The organism is Pseudomonas fjordensis (assembly GCF_976987115.1).
The window spans coordinates 5,736,109-5,755,943 of the sequence record NZ_OZ336860.1 but is presented as its reverse complement, the minus strand read 5'-3'; the positions used below and the strand labels follow the sequence as shown (position 1 = coordinate 5,755,943).

General features: G+C 55.6%; 20 protein-coding genes. 15 read left to right on the top strand and 5 right to left on the bottom strand.

Annotated features, from left to right (window positions below):
• The 14 genes from ACWHXD_RS26360 (at nt 1) to ACWHXD_RS26295 (ending at nt 12,821) form a co-directional block, all read left to right on the top strand.
• Nucleotides 1-1,140: a phosphoribosyltransferase domain-containing protein gene (locus ACWHXD_RS26360; RefSeq protein WP_236300077.1), complete on the top strand. Its 1,140-nt coding sequence runs from the start codon at nt 1-3 to the stop codon at nt 1,138-1,140.
• Nucleotides 1,130-1,888: an HAD family hydrolase gene (locus tag ACWHXD_RS26355; RefSeq protein WP_236300080.1), complete on the top strand. Its 759-nt coding sequence runs from the start codon at nt 1,130-1,132 to the stop codon at nt 1,886-1,888. The genes ACWHXD_RS26360 and ACWHXD_RS26355 overlap by 11 nt, the downstream gene beginning before the upstream one ends.
• Complete coding sequence (locus tag ACWHXD_RS26350) at nt 1,881-2,975, top strand: cysteine protease StiP family protein (protein WP_236300083.1); 1,095 nt, start codon at nt 1,881-1,883, stop codon at nt 2,973-2,975. Before ACWHXD_RS26355 ends, ACWHXD_RS26350 begins: the two co-directional genes overlap by 8 nt.
• The gene (locus ACWHXD_RS26345; RefSeq protein WP_236300086.1) at nt 2,975-3,925 is read left to right on the top strand and encodes an HpcH/HpaI aldolase/citrate lyase family protein; all 951 of its coding nucleotides are present in this window, start codon (nt 2,975-2,977) and stop codon (nt 3,923-3,925) included. The genes ACWHXD_RS26350 and ACWHXD_RS26345 overlap by 1 nt, the downstream gene beginning before the upstream one ends.
• Nucleotides 3,922-4,680: an HAD family hydrolase gene (locus ACWHXD_RS26340; RefSeq protein WP_236300089.1), complete on the top strand. Its 759-nt coding sequence runs from the start codon at nt 3,922-3,924 to the stop codon at nt 4,678-4,680. Before ACWHXD_RS26345 ends, ACWHXD_RS26340 begins: the two co-directional genes overlap by 4 nt.
• A 2-nt stretch (nt 4,681-4,682) precedes the next feature.
• Nucleotides 4,683-5,270, top strand: a complete 588-nt coding sequence (locus ACWHXD_RS26335; protein WP_033896476.1) for a TerD family protein — start codon at nt 4,683-4,685, stop codon at nt 5,268-5,270.
• The gene (locus ACWHXD_RS26330; protein WP_033896477.1) at nt 5,270-6,451 is read left to right on the top strand and encodes a TerD family protein; all 1,182 of its coding nucleotides are present in this window, start codon (nt 5,270-5,272) and stop codon (nt 6,449-6,451) included. The genes ACWHXD_RS26335 and ACWHXD_RS26330 overlap by 1 nt, the downstream gene beginning before the upstream one ends.
• A 45-nt stretch (nt 6,452-6,496) precedes the next feature.
• The gene (locus ACWHXD_RS26325) at nt 6,497-6,946 is read left to right on the top strand and encodes a tellurite resistance TerB family protein (RefSeq protein WP_033896478.1); all 450 of its coding nucleotides are present in this window, start codon (nt 6,497-6,499) and stop codon (nt 6,944-6,946) included.
• Between the two features lie 44 nt (nt 6,947-6,990).
• Nucleotides 6,991-7,992 carry a TerC/Alx family metal homeostasis membrane protein gene (locus ACWHXD_RS26320; protein ID WP_042562209.1) on the top strand — a complete coding sequence of 334 codons (1,002 nt, stop codon included), beginning with the start codon at nt 6,991-6,993 and terminating at the stop codon, nt 7,990-7,992.
• 27 nt (nt 7,993-8,019) lie between these two features.
• Nucleotides 8,020-8,595, top strand: a complete 576-nt coding sequence (locus tag ACWHXD_RS26315; protein ID WP_042561212.1) for a TerD family protein — start codon at nt 8,020-8,022, stop codon at nt 8,593-8,595.
• Between the two features lie 84 nt (nt 8,596-8,679).
• The gene (locus ACWHXD_RS26310) at nt 8,680-9,258 is read left to right on the top strand and encodes a TerD family protein (RefSeq protein ID WP_033896483.1); all 579 of its coding nucleotides are present in this window, start codon (nt 8,680-8,682) and stop codon (nt 9,256-9,258) included.
• A gap of 166 nt (nt 9,259-9,424) precedes the next feature.
• Nucleotides 9,425-10,432, top strand: a complete 1,008-nt coding sequence (locus ACWHXD_RS26305) for a hypothetical protein (protein ID WP_095668235.1) — start codon at nt 9,425-9,427, stop codon at nt 10,430-10,432.
• An 83-nt stretch (nt 10,433-10,515) separates the two neighbouring features.
• Nucleotides 10,516-11,490 (top strand): lysozyme inhibitor LprI family protein, encoded by a 975-nt coding sequence (locus ACWHXD_RS26300; protein WP_052491574.1) that lies wholly within the window; start codon nt 10,516-10,518, stop codon nt 11,488-11,490.
• A 137-nt stretch (nt 11,491-11,627) separates the two neighbouring features.
• Nucleotides 11,628-12,821 carry a DUF4236 domain-containing protein gene (locus tag ACWHXD_RS26295; protein ID WP_080896062.1) on the top strand — a complete coding sequence of 398 codons (1,194 nt, stop codon included), beginning with the start codon at nt 11,628-11,630 and terminating at the stop codon, nt 12,819-12,821.
• Nucleotides 12,822-12,878: 57 nt separating this feature from the next.
• Here ACWHXD_RS26295 and ACWHXD_RS26290 read toward each other — a convergent pair whose 3' ends face one another.
• The 5 genes from ACWHXD_RS26290 to ACWHXD_RS26270 form a co-directional block, all read right to left on the bottom strand.
• A complete protein-coding gene (locus ACWHXD_RS26290; RefSeq protein WP_042561210.1) occupies nt 12,879-14,135 on the bottom strand; it encodes a VWA domain-containing protein in 1,257 nt (418 codons plus the stop codon).
• A 648-nt stretch (nt 14,136-14,783) separates the two neighbouring features.
• The gene (gene tnpC / locus ACWHXD_RS26285) at nt 14,784-16,340 is read right to left on the bottom strand and encodes an IS66 family transposase (RefSeq protein ID WP_019818069.1); all 1,557 of its coding nucleotides are present in this window, start codon (nt 16,338-16,340) and stop codon (nt 14,784-14,786) included.
• Between the two features lie 81 nt (nt 16,341-16,421).
• Complete coding sequence (tnpB, locus tag ACWHXD_RS26280; protein WP_019719038.1) at nt 16,422-16,757, bottom strand: IS66 family insertion sequence element accessory protein TnpB; 336 nt, start codon at nt 16,755-16,757, stop codon at nt 16,422-16,424.
• Nucleotides 16,754-17,086 (bottom strand): IS66-like element accessory protein TnpA, encoded by a 333-nt coding sequence (tnpA, locus tag ACWHXD_RS26275; RefSeq protein ID WP_019818068.1) that lies wholly within the window; start codon nt 17,084-17,086, stop codon nt 16,754-16,756. Before tnpA ends, tnpB begins: the two co-directional genes overlap by 4 nt.
• 97 nt (nt 17,087-17,183) lie before the next feature.
• Nucleotides 17,184-18,143: a TerD family protein gene (locus ACWHXD_RS26270; RefSeq protein WP_236299917.1), complete on the bottom strand. Its 960-nt coding sequence runs from the start codon at nt 18,141-18,143 to the stop codon at nt 17,184-17,186.
• A gap of 418 nt (nt 18,144-18,561) precedes the next feature.
• Between ACWHXD_RS26270 and ACWHXD_RS26265 the strand changes: the two genes are divergently transcribed.
• A complete protein-coding gene (locus ACWHXD_RS26265; protein WP_236299920.1) occupies nt 18,562-19,821 on the top strand; it encodes an imelysin family protein in 1,260 nt (419 codons plus the stop codon).
• Nucleotides 19,822-19,835: the final 14 nt, after the last annotated feature.

Sequence of the window (19,835 nt, the reverse complement as noted above, 5' to 3'; positions counted from 1 at the left end):
ATGGAAAGTAACGCAGTAACAAAAGCGCTAAGCGCACAACTGATGCGCGGGCGTCTCGATGTCACCGTCGATGCCTCACAGATCGACCCGGGCTCATTGTTCGGTTTCGCCGAGCGCCGTAATCCCAAGCGTGCGTTTCTATTCGTGTCCAAAGTACTGGGCCGCCATGTCCCTGTGCGTCCTTCGATCATGAACGCGAGCTTTCACAGTCTCGCGGCGCAAATACCAGAAGATCTGCCAGGGCCTGTTCTCGTTATCGGCATGGCGGAAACAGCAGTTGGCTTGGGTGCCGGCGTACATCGTGCCTTCAGCGCGACCCGCCCTGACACCGTCTACATGGTCAGCACACGTCACCCGACGGGCAATGAATTGTTCGCCCGTTTTGAAGAAGAGCATAGCCACGCCAGCGCTCATCTCATTCATCTGCCTGTCGATCCCGATGTTCGGGAAATGATGTTGAATGCCCGTTCGCTGGTGCTGGTCGACGACGAAGCCTCCACCGGCAAGACCTTCATCAATCTTCACCGTGCACTGGTCGATGCCGGCCTGACTCAGGTCGAGCGCGTGGTGACGTGCGTACTGACGGATTGGTCCGGCGATGCTGTTCGCAAAACCATTGGGGACTCAGCACATCAGGTATCGCTGTTGCAGGGTTCGTACACCTTCCACGAGGACGCTGAGGCGCCGCTACCGGAAATGCCGGCCGTTGATACCATCGAGCCTGGTGAGTGGCCGTTGACGGCGGAGAGTGACTGGGGGCGTCATGGTATTCGCGTCGTCGAAGACACCCTGGCTCTGGACCTGGACCTGAACCTGAACGTCAAAGCAGGTGAGCGCGTACTTGTGATCGGTACCAGTGAATTCGTCTGGCGTCCATTTCTGCTCGCTGAACGCTTAGAGCGTGCTGGCGCAGATGTGCATTTCAGTTCAACCAGTCGCTCGCCAATCGCTCTGGGCCATGCCATCGGTCACGTGTTGTCGTTCGCGGACAACTACGGTCTCGGTATCCCCAACTTCCTCTACAACGTGAGCCCCGGACAGTTTGATCGCGTCCTGATTTGCTCGGAAACACCTGTGCAGGCTGTGTCCGCCTCGCTGATTGAATCCCTGAACGCGGAGGTGATTGTCGATGGTCAATAAGCGCCCCCTCGCCCTGGTCGATCTCGACGACACCCTGTTCCAGACTGCTCGCAAAATGCCAGAAGGTTTGCCGCGGGTCACTGCGACTCTCGATATTGAGGGTCAACCCAATGGCTACATGAGCACGGTCCAACATTCCCTTGCCCATTGGCTCCTATCCACAACCGACGTGATCCCAGTTACAGCGCGCAGCGTTGAAGCATTCAGTCGTGTGCAACTGCCTTTCATGCACGGTGCCGTCTGCTCCCATGGCGGCGTAATCCTTGGTCCTGATGGAAAGCTTGACGAGGAATGGCAAGCACGCATGAGCGATGTTCTTGCTGACTATCAGGCTCGCTTGCCAGGCCTCAGTGAAGCAACCCTCGCCATTGGTAAGGAGCTTGGCATTTCCTTGCGCGGATGGGTTGTCGAGGAAGAAGGCCTGCGCCACTACGTGGTGACCAAGCACAACGAATCCAACGATGAAGTCCTGCAAACGGTACTCGCGGAAGTACAGGCTCGCGGTTTACTGGAAGGGATGCACATCCACGGAAATTCCAACAACCTCGCGTTCTTGCCGTTGGGCCTGTCGAAGGAAGTGGCCGTTCAAGAATTGTTGCGCCGTGATCGTGAGGCCAATGGTGAGCGTCCGGTGCTGGGCTTTGGGGACAGCATCACTGACCTCGGTTTCATGCAGGAGTGTCATATGTGGGCGACCCCTGCGCGTAGCCAATTGGCCAAGCTGGTTGGAGGGAAAATCCATGACTAAGGCCATTGCGGGTCTGGTGACCGTAGGGAGCGGCAGCTATGCAGCAGATGATGTTCAGTTTCTGCTGCAGGCCGTTCAGATGGAAACCACTGATGTCTTGGAGAAGGAGCGTCTGATTCAGTCGAAGCAGAAGCACTACTCCGAAATGATCAGCCTGGAGAGTGCGCCGACTGCCGTGCATAAAGCCCTATACGAGCGCGCACTTGAACAAAACGGTACTCGCATGGCCATGGACGTTCAGTCCCTGGCGCTGGCGCTGAGCGAGGCATGCACGAGTCCGTCAATTGTGCTCGTGTCGTTCGTTCGTGCTGGCCTGCCGCTCGGCGTGTTGTTGCGTCGGGCCCTGCTCGACATGGGTCGAGATGCGCACCACTACGGAATCAGCATCGTTCGGGATCGGGGGATAGATAAGGTCGCCCTCGAAGCCATCATTCAGGCACATGGTGCCGAGAACATCGTCTTCGTCGATGGCTGGACAGGGAAGGGCGCTATCTCTGGTGAGATTCAGCGCAGCCTCAATGGCGACTCACGTTTTCCTGAGGAACCTCGGCTTGTTGTGCTGGCAGATCCCTGCGGCCGGGCGTGGTTGTCCGCGTCGGCTGAAGACTGGGTTATCCCCTCCGGCATCCTTGGTGCGACGGTGTCTGGTCTGGTTTCGCGCTCCATTTGGCCCGCAGATGGAGGTCTGCATGGTTGTGTGGTTTATGACCATCTGCGTGAGCACGATGTCACCCGCGAGTTCATCGAGCAGATCGAGGAGAAGCGAAAGGCGCTGGGGACGGTTCCTCAAGCCTCTCCATGGACCGATACCCAGCGTTTTGAACTGCAGGGTGCAGCTTCGCACGTAGTCAAGTCGCTGGCGTCCCAGTTCGGCATTACCAATCTCAATCGAGTAAAGCCTGGTATTGCCGAAGCAACCCGCGCGGTACTGCGTCGCGTACCGGATCACGTCTTGGTACGCAGCCGTAGCGACACTGATGTTCAGTTGCTCATGCACCTGACTGAGGGCGCTGGGGTCGCTGTAGAAGAAGTGGGTGCTGCATTAGGCCCTTACCGGGCGGTAACCATCATTCGGAGTGTGAGCTGATGAAAGTTCTTTCTCCTTACGCCCTGGGGGCAACGCTCTACATGCCGGCCACACGTGCGGATCTGCTTGATGTGGTTTTCCGCACAAAACTTCCAGAACTACGTTCTTTGGTCGTGTGTCTGGAGGATGCGGTCGCGGAAATTGACGTCGACACGGCTTTGAGAAACCTGAATGGCCTGCTGACCGCGATCAACGAGCGCGGTGGGCGTCCGTCCGATGGTCCGCTGCTGTTTGTTCGTCCCCGAGACTCGGTGATGGCTGCTGTGCTTAATGATTGGCCGTTGATGGCCCACATTGATGGGTTCGTTGTGCCGAAATTGACCCTACGCAACCTCGGGGAATGGGAACAGGCCGTTACGAACCCGGCGCTGTACCTCATGCCGACGCTGGAAACTACAGACGTGTTCAACCCTGGGGCAATGGTCGAGTTGGGCCAGGCGTTGAAGGGGAACCTGAATCAGCGGATTATCGCCCTACGTATCGGTGGGAACGACCTGATGGGAAGTCTTGGACTTCGAAGGAATCCTGCAACAACGCTCTATAGCACCCCTATGGGCTACGTGATCCCAATGTTGGCAGGCGTCATGGGGTCCCTAGGTTTCGCACTGACGGCACCGGTGTTCGAGCAACTCGCGACACCGCATTTGCTGATGGAGGAGCTGGAACTCGACATTGCCCATGGCATGGTAGGGAAGACGGCGATTCATCCATCGCAGATCAGCACGATCCAGGACACGTTGCGCGTAAGCCTCGAAGACCTCAACTGCGCGAAGATGATTGTCAGTGACGTTGCTCCGGCAGTGTTCAAGCACAACGATGCCATGTGCGAACCTGCGACCCATTACAAGTGGGCGGTCAACATCCTTGAACGAGCGGAGTGGCACGGGGTTCGGCAAGCAGATGTAGGACCCATTGAGGCCCCTATCCGTTTGGCCGAGGCTGCGCGATGACATTGGAATTTGACGATGCTGGCGGGCAAAGACGTCAGGTGCTGTCAGTTTTTGACTTCGACGGCACGCTGACCCGGCACGATAGCTTCGTTCCATTCCTGAAGTTTGCCTTCGGACCCCGGGAATTCAATCGACGCATTTTGCGGCTTGCGCTGCCAAGCGTTCGATTCCTGGCTCGGCGTTTGAATCGTGATGAGTTGAAAGCACAGCTGATCAGCACGTTTCTTACAGGCGTAGAAATGAAATGGGTGCAGGAGCAGGCCGTGAAATTCTGCGGGTTGTTTTGGGAACAGCTCATGCGCCCTTCAGGTTTAAAATCTGTCGCCGCCGAAGTAGAGGCAGGTGCAGTAGTTACTCTCTGCTCCGCGTCCCCAGCGTTGGTGCTCCAGCCGTTTGCGGATCGACTTGGCATCAAGTTGATCGGCACCGAGCTTGAGGCGGTAGACGGTCTGTTGACCGGACGCATGACTGGCAACAACTGCAGATGCGAGAACAAAGTACTCAGACTTGAGGCTGTGTATGGGCCGCTCGGCCAGTACCGGCTTAAAGCATGGGGTGACACCCGCGGTGATTTCGAGTTGTTGGCCGCGGCGCAAGAAGCACACTGGCGACACTTTCACCCCGCATGGCGCCGTCTTCGCCTGCGGGCAGATAGAAGCGGGAATTTGGGTGTGAGCAATGTCGCGCACGCTAACCTGCAAGTGGCGGTCAACCCTGATCGACACGCGAACACTGATGACCAACAAGGAGCGTAACCATGGCACTTACCCTGCAAAAACAGCAATCCATCTCCCTAGCTAAAACGGCCGGCAGTTCGCTGACCAGCATCAGCCTTGGTTTGGGTTGGGACCCAGTCAAGGCGGGCGGTTTCCTCGGCAAGATGTTTGGTGGTGGTTCCGAGATCGACCTCGACGCTTCCTGCATTTTGCTGAACAGCGATTACCAAAAAATCGACCTGGTGTGGTTCCGCCAACTGAAGTCCCAGGACGGTTCGATCAAGCACTCCGGTGACAATCGTACCGGCGATGGCGAAGGCGATGACGAGACCATTAATGTCGACCTGCAGCGCCTGCCAGCCTCCGTTAAGTACTTGATTTTTACCGTTAATTCATTCACGGGCCAGTCTTTTGAGAAGGTCGAAAAGGCCTACTGCCGTATCGTGAATGGCAGCAACAACACCGAGCTGGCACGCTTCAACCTTTCTGAAAAAGGTGGGCACACCGGCATCGTCATGGCGAGCCTGGCTCGCGAAAATGGCGACTGGGAATTCAAGGCGATCGGCACCACCACGAATGGTCGTACTGCTGACGACCTGATCACTCTGGCCGTTCAGGCGTTACGCTAATGGCTAATCTCGTACCTGGTGGTAATGCGCCGGTTGCCAGCGGCCAGCTTCGCGTTGATATCAATTACTCGCCTATCCCGGGGGCCGACATTGACGTATCGGCCTTCGCACTGGGCGCCTCGGCCAAAGTCCGAGGCGATGGCGACATGTGTTTCTATGGCCAGCCTCAAATTCTGGGTGGCGCTGTTCAGCTGACCGAATCCTCGGCTGGGCGCGCAGTATTTTCACTCGATACGAGTCGTCTTGAGTCTGCAGTTGAGAAAGTGGCGCTCACTGCCACGATCTACGAGAACAAGGCGAGCTTTGAGCGCGTGTCACAACTTTCGGTTGTGGTGACGGGTGGAATTGAAGCTCAAATCCCAACCGGTGGCATGAAGGAAACAGCACTCATCCTCGGCGAATTTTATCGCCGAAATGGTGACTGGAAATTCCGCTGTGTGGCCCAGGGCTTCAATGGCGGCCTTGAGCCGTTGGCCAAGCACTTTGGTGTAGAGGTCGCCGCACCAGCGCCGGCCCCTGCACCTGCACCTGCTCCAGTGGTACAAACGCCGCCGCCTGCTCCGGCCGCTGCACCTAAATCTACGATTAGTCTGAGCAAGGTCACCCTCGATAAAACACGATCGTCTATCAGTCTTGAAAAGACGGCAGCCGGTTTCGGCGAAATCAAGGTGAACTTGAACTGGAACAAAGGCAGCTCGGGCGGCTTCTTCAAGCGAAGCCAATCCGTCGACCTGGACGTTGGTTGCCTGTACGAGCTGCAAGACGGCGAGAAGGGCGTTGTTCAAGCCCTCGGGGAGTCCTTCGGCAGTCTCAATCGGGAACCATACATACAGCTGATGGGCGATGACCGTACTGGCTCTGTTTCCGGTGGCGAGTGGTTGCATATCAATGGCAAACAATGGAGTGAAATTCGCCGCATTTTAGTGTTCGCCTTCATCTATGAGGGCTCGCCTTCTTGGAAAGAAACCGATGGAGTGGTGACTATTTACATTCCTGGTCAGCCTGACATTGAGGTGCGTCTCAATGAAGAGGGTGGCCGTGAACCAATGTGTGCCATAGCGATGCTTGAAAACGTGAACGGTGCCGTTAAGGTCTCTCGGCGGGTGGACTTCCACCGAGGCCACAAACTCATGGACCAGGCTTATGGCTGGGGCATGAGGTGGACTGCAGGGTCCAAATAGAAATCATGGCGGGGTCATACGACCCCGCCCTTGGGGGAACACAACATGTTTGCATGGCTTAAGCAAAACGCAGCAGCAGCGCGTGAAGCACTAACTACCGAAGTTTCGAAGTTCAAGAATCAGAAATTTCTAGATGCGATGACCGCCAATTGCGCTCTCATCTCAGCTGCATCCGGCGGTATCTCTTCTGAGGAAAAACAGAAGATGACCGGCTTCATCCAAAACTCGCCTGAGTTGAAAGTTTTCGACATGGGCGATGTGATCAAGGCGTTCAACGCACACTGTGAAAAGTTCGAGTTCGACTTTCAACTCGGCCAAGCCGAAGCACTGAAGGTCATCGGCAAGATCAAGAACGATGCCGGCGCGTCCCGACTCCTGGTGCGCGTGGGCTGTGCCATCGGTGCGTCGGACGGCGACTTTGACGCCCAAGAAAAAGCGGCCTGCCGTTTGGTCTGCCTTGAGCTGGGCCTTAACCCAGCTGATTTTGAACTCTAAGGAGCGTTACTTTGGACACTCAAATCGGTTTCCCTCCGCTGACCATGGCGGTATTCGTCGGGATCGCGCTCGGCGCGCTTCTCCTCGACATGGTTACTCACCGCGGTGACAAGCCAATTTCCCTGGCTAAGGCTTCGATTTGGTCGATCTTCTGGATCGCTATCTCGTTAGCGTTCGCCGGCTTCTTATACGTACAGCACGGCCCTGAAGTCGCCAGCCTGTTTGTAACTGGCTACGCCCTGGAAAAAGTTCTGAGCGTCGACAACCTGTTCGTGTTCATGGCGATTTTCGCATGGTTCAAAGTGCCAGATGGCATGCGTCACCGAGTCCTGTATTGGGGCATTATCGGCGCCATTGTGTTCCGCGGCATCTTCGTTGCCATTGGTACCGGCCTGTTGGCTTTCGGTCCGTGGGTCGAAATCGTCTTCGCAGTGATCGTGGCTTGGACCGCAGTTATGATGCTGCGCGCCGGCGGTGATGATGAAGAGGAAGAGGACTACTCCAAGCATATGGCTTACCGCTTCGCCCAGAAGTTGTTCCCTGTGTGGCCGAAACTCCATGGCCATAATTTCTTCGTCAGCCGTAAGCAGCTGGAGGTGGAACTCCAGAAGCCTGAGAACAAAGGCATGACTCTGGCAGCAAAAGGAACGATTTTTGCGACCCCGCTGTTCCTTTGCCTTGTAGTGGCCGAAGTGTCTGACGTGTTGTTCGCGTTCGACTCTGTGCCGGCGGTGATCGCGGTTAGCCGTGAGCCCCTGATCGTCTACTCTGCCATGCTGTTTGCGATCCTGGGTCTGCGTACCATGTACTTCGTGCTCGAAGCGCTGAAACGCTACCTGGTCCACCTGGAAAAATCTGTAGTCGCGCTGCTGTTCTTCATCGCCATTAAACTCGGCCTGAACGCAACCGACCACATGTTCCACCATGGCTACACAATCGATGCAAACACCAGCCTGCTGATCGTTATGGTTGTACTGGCGATTGGTGTGGTTGCAAGCCTTGTCTTCCCAGGCAAGGAAGAAGCTCAACCTGAAACCGCTGAGTAACAGCCCATACCACAAGGAGTAATACCCATGGCGTTGACCCTACAGAAAGGTGGCAATCTTTCGTTGACCAAAACCGACCCGAGCCTGACCAAAATCTTGGTAGGCCTGGGCTGGGACCCGCGTGCTACTGATGGTGCTGAGTTCGACCTGGACGCCAGTGCGCTATTGCTGGCAGCAAATGGCAAAGTACGCGGCGAAGCCGACTTCATTTTCTACAACCAGCTGAAAAGCGTTGACGGTTCGGTTGAGCACACTGGCGATAACCGCACCGGTGCGGGCGATGGCGACGACGAAGTAATCAAGGTTGACCTGAGCCGCATCCCGGCCGACGTGGACAAAGTCGTCTTCATCGTTACCATTCACGATGCTGAAGTACGTAAGCAAAGCTTCGGTCAGGTCGGCGGTTCCTTCATTCGTATCGTTAACGATACGACCAGCGCGGAAGTCGTTCGTTACGACCTGGCAGAAGACGCTTCGACCGAAACTGCGATGGTGTTTGCTGAGCTGTACCGCAACGGTGGCGAGTGGAAATTCCGCGCTGTTGGCCAGGGCTATGCCGGTGGCTTGAAAGCTCTTGCCAATAACTACGGCATGAACTTCTAGCGCGTAGGTCGTTGATTTAATTAAATATTTTTCCTGATTGGCCTTGTATTAAAGGCCTTTCAACCTCACTAAAAGGAATCAAAAATGGCCGTATCTTTGCAGAAAGGTGGGAACGTAAGTTTGTCTAAAGAGGCTCCAGGCCTGACCGAAGTCACTGTAGGTCTGGGTTGGGACGCACGAGTTACCGACGGCTCGAAATTCGACCTCGACGCGTCGATCTTCATCCTGGGTGAAAGCGGCCAAGTCCTCGACGACGCCAGCTTCATTTTCTACAACAACAAAAAATCGGCTGACGGTTCGGTTGAACACCTGGGCGACAACCAGTCCGGCGAAGGCGCCGGTGATGACGAGCAAGCCAACGTCAAGTTGACCGGTCTGGCTGCCGCTGTGAAGAAACTGGTATTCGCCGTGACCATTCACGACGCTGAAGCACGCAAGCAGAGCTTCGGCCAAGTTGCCAACGCTTACATCCGTGTGGTGAACAAGGCTGACGGCAAAGAACTGGCGCGCTACGACCTGAGCGAAGACGCTTCGACCGAAACCGCCATGATCTTCGGCGAGCTGTACCGCAATGGCGACGAGTTCAAGTTCAAGGCGATCGGCCAAGGTTTTGCGGGCGGCCTGGCCCCTCTGGCTAAATCGATGGGCGTGAACATCGGCTAAGCCGGAAGGCTTGAGAAAGCCCCCGCGAACCGGGGGCTTTTTCTTGCCTACAGAATGACCTCGGAATGGGTCATGTGGGCGGCGGTTTGATCTCTTCAACATTAGGAACGACTGCTGGCGATCTCCACGGCAGTCCACCGGTTCTCGGGTTTAAAAGGATATTTGGATGGGCATGTTTCGTGGGGTTGTAGCTGTAGGTGTTTTGGTGTCCATGTCAGGCTGCGGAGCCTACAACGACTTCAAGGCCAACAACGCAGTTCAAGAATACAGGCAGGCATGCCTTGGAAATTATACGAACGAGTGCGAAAGCAAACTGGTCGACACGAACATTGTCATGCTCGAGCTCGCGCGCAGTAATATTGACCGGGAAAAGGACTCGATCGTGCAGGTCGTTGGCAAGGATGGATTTGAACGCTTCTCAAAAACCGCCAATGAGCTGATTGACCACCTGGTCGACCAACAAGAAAACAAACGTCCCGGTTTTTTTGCGCGATGGTTCCTGGGGGAAGCCCAACCGTTCGGAAATACCCGCAACCAACTCTTCGACATTTCAGACATGCAAGAACTGCGTGCCGCAGTGCTTCAAAAGGTCAGTGCCGGCATTAAGGCCACCAACGCTTCTGCTAAGCCTGCCGAGCCAATGTCTGAGACCGAGGCAATCTTGTTAGGTAAGGTTCCTCACACACCGACTCAGACTCCGGCCGCTCCAGTTACCTTTGCAGCTGAGCCAGCGAGCCAGTCCGTTGTGCCTGCAGTTCAGGCAAAGGCATTAGTGCCATCCGATCTTGCTGCATCTGCAGATCGGATGATTGCGAGTGAGATTGCTCAGGATGGCGGGGATGAATACAAGGACGGCCGTCAGATCATCTTTGCAGACTTGAATAGCGACGGCATCAAGGATGCTGTGGTGCTCTACACGATCGAAGGCCAGGGTGGTGGAAATGGCTACTTCCAAACACTTGCCGCGTTCATTGGCGGTTCGGCAGGCTGGGAGTTCCGTGGGAAAGCTGTAGTCGGCAATGGTGTCCAGGACATCCAGGTTGTTGACCCCCAAACCGTCAGGCTGACTGTTCTCTCCGTCGGTCCGGATGATGCAGATTGCTGCCCGAGTGTTCAGAGCACCGAAAACTACAAGTGGGACGGCACGACATTTCTTCAGGTCCCAACGTCGTAAATAAGAGCCAGACATCAGGCACCTAGGCGTTCGCATACGAGCGCGGTTAGGCAGGGCTCTGGCGAAACGCTGGAGCAAACAAAATGAAGGGAAAATCGAATATGTCGCGACTCAACATCGGCTCTGGCCTTTTCGTAATGTTGCTCACCCTAGTCTCAGCCCACTCAAATGCCACCAGCTTTGATTGCAACAAAGCTGCAAGCTTTGCTGAGAAATCGATTTGCGCAGATTCTGCACTCAGTCATCTGGATGAGCAGATGAACTCCGAATATGTCCGCGCTCTAGACGCAGCGCCGAACAAGGGACAGGTCCGTCAAGACCAACGAGACTGGTTGCGCCTGCGTGACAACTGCAAGACCGCCAGTTGCTTATCCGCATCGATGAATGAGCGGCTCAGTGCTCTATCACGCACCAAGGTTGATCTGCCATCTAAAGCGCCAACCTCCGTTGCCGCTACCCGGGTTGATCAATCTGAAACAAATGTGATTTCAAAGGCTGCTTCTTCTCCAATGGTCTCTGCCGTGGTGAAGTCGGCAGCGACGCGAAGTGCAGCGGATGATCATCAAGCGATCCTGAACTTGAAGATTGGCTTGTTCGTGATGGCAATGTTGCTGCTGGTCTGCATTTACCTGCACCGCCGGGGGACCATTACGATCTATCAGGACTACACCGACGCGCTTTGGACAACCTTGACTCCAATCTTGGGAATTGGTGCGTATTTCGTCGCGAGCGCCTGGCTCGAGGTCCCACGCAACTACTCCATCATTGCTGCCTGTGTCCTTGGTGGTCTTATGTCATTGCAGGTGCTTATTCAAACGTACAGAAGCAACAGCATCTGGTTTTTTCTTCTATCCCTCTTCGCAAAGGTCATTCTGCTGACCTTCTACCTCCTGATGATGGCCCTCCTGCTGTGCGGTGGTGCCCGCACCAAAAGTGAGGCCCGGCGGCGGCGCGGCTGGGCAGTTCTTGCCACGACGATATTCGTATTCCTCTCAGGCTGGATGTGCCGCAATCGGCAATTCAGTTCGATCGACGATTACATTGCCGGACGGGCATAAGTGATATATCGGTGGTTGCGCTATTGCCACAGGCGCGACCTCCGATGTAAATGGACGTCGAGCCTATCGTAGGGGCTCCGACCGATGCCGGCATTTCAAACAACAAAGAATCCAGGAATAAGGATCAAGGAGTAGTCATGGGATTTCGTTTCAGCAAGCGAATCACGATTGTGCCTGGCGTACGCCTTAACATCAGCGGGAAGGGGATCAGCACTTCAGTTGGCCCCCGGGGCTTGAGTATGACGATGGGCCGCAATGGCACCTTTCTCAATGCTGGGTTACCCGGTACTGGTCTTTCATACCGTGAGAGGATCGACCGGCCCAGTAGATCGAGTAGTTCCCAACCAGGTCCTGCCGGAAGCGAATACTCGGGCCAGGTAAAGGTCAAGGTAAACGACGATGGCACGTTGTTGATTACGGACATGGATGACATCGAGTTGCCGGCGGCTGTCGTCAAACGCGTCAAATCCGAGATGGCCGACTCCATTCAGGACTTGCTGACCAAAGCAGCTGATAAGGTCAATCAGGAGCTTGAATCCTGCCTAGGCGTGCACCTCCTGACGCCTCGGCCGGGGGCCATGCCGGTAATCCCAGCTCCATTCGCCATTGAAGAGCCCCGCAGGCCTGCTCAGCAAACACCGGGTTTGATGGATCGAATGCTCCTTCGCAGCGCGAAGATTGAGCGTGAGGCTGAGTCGGCGGAAGAGCAGTATCAACAAGACCTCGCGAACTGGCAGTCCACGCGGGACGCCCATGAACTTGAACGCACCGAAATCGAGAAAGCATTCCGGCTGGCGGCAAAGGGCTTCAGTGCTCAGATGGAACGTGCCCTGGACTATGTGTTGAGCGGCATTGCCTGGCCAAAAGAAACCCAAGTGGCCTATGAGTTCTCACAAGACGTTACCGGCGTCGCGCTCGATGTTGATTTACCTGATGAGGGCGATATCCCGCAGCGCAGCGCTGAAGCCCGGGGTAACGGCAAACTAACCTTCAAAAATCGTTCGGATGCCCAGGTACGCAGAGACTTTGTCGCGCTGTGCTATGGCTCTCTGTTTCGAGTTGTAGGAGAGGTATTTGCTCTACTGCCAGCGATCCAGAAGATCCTGGTGTCGGGCTACATTCAGCGTAACAACACCGCAACCGGTGCGGTGGATGATCACTACGTGCTCTCGGTCTTAGTAGGCCGAGATCAGTGGGATGCGATTGATTTTAATCGTCTGGATGCGATCGATCCTGCAGCGACCCTGAACGCGTGTGGCGCAGTGGTAAAGCTGGACCGCTCTGCGCGTTTTGTTGAGGTGACGCCGATGGATATGTTGGTCTTGAACTGAAGACAACCGCGGCGGCTTGAGCCGCCGCGGTGTGAGGCAGGGCAGTGCAGGAGAGGATTAGCGAATGATTCCTTCGCGCTTTGCCTCCAAGATCCACATCGGGAATTCCTGCATCAGTCGGTCGTACAACTGCTCTTCCGTCATGTCGTGAAGGTCATCCAGGGCAAAGAATCCGCAGTTGTCCACGACTCTCCCGGGCATGGTGTCCAGTTTTTCCAGAATGCCGTAATTCCGGCCTGCTAAACCAACGTATTGCCAGAAGATTCCCAGCTTCGCTGCATCCACCATCAGTTGCGTGATCTTGCGGTTTTCAGAAACGCCACCGTCGCTGATGAAAACGACAAACATAGGGGTTTTGTCTTTGGACGCCTGGAAGGATTCGATCACTTTTTGGATCGCTCTCGGTTCATCATTGTAACGCCGACCGACGTCCCACTTGGTCCAGCCATTGTTGTCGGATTCGACAAAGTTCTGGTAGTTGGTAAGCGTCACAGGTGAGAGTCGCAGTGGCCGTTCGGCGAATGTCCAGCACTCAAGTTCGGCATCTGTATCCATGGCTACGGCGATGGGCACAAGACGATTGAGAACTTCCTGTACGCGGCCGGTTTTGTATTGATTTCGCATCGAGTCGGTGACGTCGAGCACGAGCAAAACACGAGCTTTCATCCCAACCAAGCAGGCTTTCTCGAGGCTTACCTGTGCCTTCTTGGCCAGACTGACCAGTTCCGGCGCGACAGCAGCTACACGTTTCTCCAGAGAGATTGTGGAGGGAGATGGGGCAGGTGCTGGTGCCGGTGCAGCTTCTTCAGTAACTTCGCCGCCAAAGTGCCTCACGAGAGCGTCCAGGCCCTCAGCAAAACCCTGAAGGTTAGAGGCCAACCGCCACTCCCCATTCTTTCGGTAAAGCTCAACGATCATTACCGCTTTCTCGGTTGTGAACGTGAGCCCTGAGAACGCGCAGGTCGCTCCTATCTCACCAGCGGGGCTGATTACTTTGAAGTTGCCATTCCGGATGTCACTCATCGCCCCGGCACCGTCGATGGAGGCAGTGAAGATCAAGCGATCGATAGTGGCGGGCAGGATGGCTAGATTAATTTCAAACTGGCCACCCGCAGCAAGCTTCACACTGCTGCAAGGCGTAACAGGCTGATTGAAGAAGACCATATAGCGATCATCAGAAAGCTTGCCTTGGTCGTCGACACCGAAACAGACGAAGTCGACTACGCTGGGGCTTTCGATGTTGACCGAGAGAGTGAAGGATAGACCGGGAAGAATATTTGCCAGCGACATGCGCTGGCCTTGGGTGATCTGCATGCATGGTTCCTTTGTGACGATTAGAGCGCCTGATGATGAGATGGCCTTGGTGAAACAGCCGTATCTGCACCGGCGGCTGGTTCATCCGTCGGGTTAAACCTAACGGCGCTCGAAGTTCCTGCAAGTCTTATACGGCCAGTGAGGTCGCCGCGGGAAGTTCCTATGGGAAGAGCTGTTTTGTTCGAGGGCGCGGGGCGATTCAACATGGGTTTATGAGGCCGATGATGCTGGCATACAACCAAAATAGAAATCCCGCGGCGGCCGTGTGCCGTCGCGGGAGTACTGGTCAGGCATGAAGCTGCTTAAAGCGCCTACTAGCACGAAAGCTTAGACGTACTGCTTTTTGCCGCTCCTTTCGATTGGGCGCCCTTTGAATACGTGTGGGCCGTCCATCGTTAGCTCAATTTTGTCTCCCTTCCGAGTCAGCCAGGGGGTGGCTTCACTGCCGGCTTTGGAGGTAACTCCGGATGGACTTAGATGGATACCATCTTGGTCAATTTCGATTTGACCGATTACATAGGTGAACACCATTGAGCTGAAAAACCCGGACTTGAATTCGAATGCGCACTCTACGACCTGGTCGCCGTATTCCATCCGCATCTTTGGTTTTAGCGATGCCACCGAAACCGCACCGTAAGCGAACGGGCATTACAGGTTGCGTAACGGCAGCCAGTTATGCGGCAACAACTCGGCGATCTCACTGGCGCGCTGCGTCGGCAGCCGCATCAGCACATCCTTGAGATAAGCATACGGATCATGCCCGTTAAGCTTGGCCGATTGGATCAAACTCATCAGCGCAGCCGCGCGTTGTCCGCTGCGTAACGACCCTGCAAAGAGCCAGTTCTTGCGTCCGAGCGCCCATGGCCGGATTTGCTGCTCGATGTGGTTGTTATCAATAGGCACCGCGCCGTCATCCAGATAACGTGACAACGCCGTCCAGCGTTTCAGGCTGTAATCCAGGGCCTTGGCGATGGCCACACCCTCGTGTACCAGCTCGCGCTGGGCGATCATCCAAGTGTGCAGCATGTTCATCACGGGGACGGCTTTTTCTTGTCGTATTCGTCGCCGTACATCGGGCTCCAAATCGCGGATTTCACTTTCGATTTCGTACAGCAACTGGATATAGCGCAGAGCTTGCTCGGCGAGCGTGCTTTTGTTCGTGGCGTGCAGGTCGAAGAACTTACGCCGCGCATGGGCCATGCAGCCGATTTCAGTGACACCGAGTGCAAAACTGGCTTTGTAACCACCAAAATCATCGCAGACCAGCTTGCCCTTCCAGTCTTGCAGGAAGTTGCGTGCATGTTCGCCCGAGCGGCTGGGGCTGAAGTCGTACACCACTGCGCGGATATCGGCAGACGCGGTGGTTGCATAGGCCCAGACGTAGGCCCGATGGGTTTTCTTCGAGCCAGGCATGAGCACCTGTACCGGCGTTTCATCGGCGTGCACCACGTTGTGTCCAAGCACCACTTCGCGCAGAGCATCAACCAGTGGTTGCAGTTGCACACCGCAAGTGCCGACCCACTGCGCCAAGGTCGAGCGCGGGATGGCGAGGCCGGCCCGGCCAAAGATCTTTTCCTGACGGTACAGTGGCAAATGATCACCGTATTTGGCGATCATCACTTGAGCCAGCAAACCTGCTGTGGGGATGCCTTTATCGATGACCTGCGCAGGAACAGGTGCCTGGATCAGGGTCTCGCAGTCCTCACAGACCCACTTGCCACGGATGTGTTGTTCAACCGTGAACACGCCGGGCGTGTAGTCGAGTTTCTCGCTGACATCCTCGCCGATACGCTTGAGGGCGCAGCCGCATTGGCAGTGAGTGTTGTCCGGTTCGTGATGGATGGGCGTGCGTGGAAACTCGGGCGGCAAGGCGGTGCGTTTAGGTTTTTGCCGAGCCACGGTCGGGGCTGGAGCGGGTTGCAACGTCTCAAGCTCGGCTTCGATGGCCGCGATATCGGCATCGATCACGTCATCGAGCAGGCTGGTTTGATACGGATTTAGCTGCTCGCTGCGCTTGGCAAACTTGAAACGCTTGAGCTGTGCGATCTCGTGGGTCAGCTTGTCGTTGACCGTTTTGTAGTGATGGATCTGCTTGTCCATGGACTCGACTTTTTGATCGAGAGTCTCGACACGCTGCATCAGCTGCGCGGCGATAGCGCGCAGTTGTTCAGGGTTTAATTGGTCGAAATCAGGAAGCAAAGTCATGCCGCCGATTTTGTCAGAACAGGCCAACACTGACGATAGGCTCATCGGACAATTGCACGGCGACGCTGGCCATGGCAGTGATTACATCAGGGTAATCGCACTGTTTTGCCCAACTCTTTGCCAAGGTAAACCCAGCACCAGGGCATGCAGTTGTTCGGCACCCAATTCCATCTGCGAGCCGTGCCGAGATCCCGGCCAGAAAAATTTGCCTTGATGCAGTCGGCGCGCCGCCAGCCAGATGCCCAACCCATCGTGCACCAGCACTTTCATGCGATTGGCGCGGCGGTTGGCAAACAGATAAGCACAGTGCGGCTGCGCCGCACCGAACACGGCCACCACCCGCGCCAGCGCTGTGTCAGTGCCGGCGCGCATGTCCATGGGCTCAGTGGCGAGCCAGATGGCGTCGATACGAATCATCGCAACAGGTCTCGAAGAAAGGTTGCACAGGCAGCAGCACTTTCAGTTGGCCAGTTCACTTTAACGGTGCCGCGCGGATGCTGGATCTCAACGCTGATAGTCGATGATGCCGATTGCGACTCAGTGCTGGCGAGTGGCATGGGCAGTGAAACAAAAGCGGGATGCAGCGCCATGCTTTTCTGCGTTTGCAGCCGAATCCACTTGTGGACGAGGTTCGCGTTGAGGCTGTGGCTCAGCGCAACGTTGGCAATCGAGGCCCCAGGTTGGGCGCACTCTTGAATGACTTGGGCCTTGAACGACCTGGAATAGGAACGGCGTTGTGGCTGCATGAAAGACCCTCTTAAAAGGCTAGAAGTGGTGTCCACTTAAATAGGTGGACACCATCGCCTTTGGCGGTGGGGTCAGAAAGGTGTGTTTGCTGGCCGGTTACACCGCACCGTTGTCTACTGCTGAATAAACGCTGCAGACCAGCACTACCTTGCCCCCCATGAGCTGCGAGATTGCTGGATTAATTTCGACGGTTTCAATACCTGGAGCGGAGGCGCTGGCGCAGACTACGTCACCGGTATGGAAAACGAAGGGATCGACGTCAAAAGCCCCACGCTTGTCAGGTGCCTGGATGATGGACATTCGCCCATCAGGACGAAGGATGCCAATCCGCAGATCGAGGTCGTCATTGTCAGATCCGTCGCCGTTATCAACCCACGTTGCGCTGACCCGAATAACCTTTGGAGCGGACGGCCCTTTTTCGAGGGACACCTTGTGGCTGCTGCCAGGTTTGTCCAGTTTAACCACGGTCTTGGCGATGTTGACGGGCTTTGGAGGCGGTGCAGGTGTCGCCGCCGGCGCGGAGGATGCAACGTCTTCAACTTCGATGCCATAAAACCCGCAGAGTCCGGCAAGACCTGAGGCGAAACCTTGCCATACAGAGCGCGCCTTGAGCTGGCCGTTCCGGACGTACAACTCAAGCACGATGATGCCCGTCTCTTGTGAAAAGGGCTCAGGTGCCAGTTCCAGGGTTTGGTCCCCGGCAATGACGATAGCGCGAAGGTCTTTGACTGCTTCGAAGCCGCCGGCGTTGCCGTCTTGCGTCAAAGTGATTGCGATCTTCGTGATATTGGACGGGAGTCGAGACGAGTCGAAGCTGATGCTGTGACTGACCGTGTCGCCATGAGCGATCGGGGGCGCGAATGTCGCCGCGCCTGAAGAGTGCTCGGGTGCATTGAAGAAAACCATGCCGCTGTCATCCACCACCTTGCCAGTGTTGGTGACCAAAAACGCAGTAAGGTTTACGTCCAGATTGTTACCTGCCGAATGGGTAACTTCCACCCGCCCTTGGGAGTAAGAGATCGTTGTGTTCTCGCCGGGTTTGAGTGACTGATTCAATTCATGCCGCCTATTCCATGGGTTTTCGCAACGCATTGTTCATGCGCTGCGCTTTCGTTGTTTGAGCGCGAAGGCCGGCCAATGGGAAACATCCACTCATTGGGACTGATCGCATTAATGCAGTTTAACGGCTTGGCCGCCGGCGACCGCCGAGACATCCATTCTCCATTTACACACCGTCTGAAACCCAGAATTGGAACGTGCGGGAGGGAATGTTGTGCGCGGCATTGAAAGTCCTCTCAGTCCCGTTAAGTTCTGATCGTAGGTAACGAAAACATCTGCCAGGCGTTCTGCATCGGAATTCGACAAAGCATTTTGAGTGGTGCCGTCGCCTGCTAGATGGCAATATGCTACATCTATTTGCGCTTCCCCTCATCATCCAGGGCCTGGCGTTTAATTTCTGACAAGGACCCGTTGGATGCTAATCGCACTAGTGGTTTTGAACGCCCTTTATTTGATCTGCAGTCTGCTGTTCAACGCCGAGCTGCTCAACTTCGCTGGCGCTGATATCCCCCTTCGAAAACTCGAAGTCCTTGAGACCTATAGCCAAATCCTGGCGGCGACGAGCATGTGCTTGCTGGTATGGCGAATCTGTTATCGACGCTACCAAGGCAAGGGGAGGGTGCTGTGGGTTTGGCTCGGAGCATCGACACTTGTCGTTACGCCGTTGACGTGGTGGTTTCAGGGTGCGGCACCGGATTGGATCGCAGAGCAGTTCCCCGGCTCGCTACGGGTCAGCAGCCTCTACGCATATGTCACCAAAAAGGGATTGCTCTATGACTCCCTGACTATTCCGCAGATCCCCTATAAGGCTTACAAGGACCAGGGAGAGGGGAAGGCTTTTATAGCAAACCTCGGCGTTCTGATGAGTGTTCAAGGCTCCTACGTCGAGCGCATCGACAAGAACTTCCAAGGTTTTTCAGCTGCAGTTTTTCGTGGCTACACCGTCCGTAATGGAGACGCGTTATACGAGCGCCTGCAAGAAATTGTCGTGCCCTCCATCAGTGACATCAGCAGGGCGTATGCACAGCTCGAAGGTTTTCGTGCGGGAGGCATCTCGGGGAGTGAGTGGCGACCGATCAAATGGCCGAATTTAGGGGCAGATCTGGGATACCAGCCGACCATTGACGAGTACGCCAGGTCAATCAATCCCGGTGTGCGGACACGAGATGCTCTGGCCAACACCACCGAGGTTCGCCACATGGCGAAGACCAAGCTCGGTCCTCTCTATGTGAAGGGCATGAACCTTCTGGCTACGCGTGAGCAGTACCAGGCTTATCTGCCTGGCATTGCCGACAACATGGCCTATGACGTCGCTCACACCGACATCCACGGCGTTGAGGGTTTGAACGTCCTCAAGAATATGTGGTTTATCCCCTTCTCCCTTTTTAGCGGGTTGTTCTTCGGCGGCATCAGTCTTGTGGTCTTGATCATCTCGGGTATTGAGGCGCTTCGAAGCCTCCCCGGGCGAATTCCCTTCGTTCGACCGGTCGCCGTGATTTCGATAGTTATGCTGCCTCTCGTTGTTGGCAACGCAATTGTCGATAGCCCCGGTTATAGAGATGCGTTCAGGAGCTTGGGCAAACAGCCAGTTGTGCTTGCCACCGTTTTCCATTGGGCCATGTCCTCAGAAGCAATGCTTTACAACATCACAAGGCCTCTGCTGAAAGCAGAGTGACCTACATAAAGGGA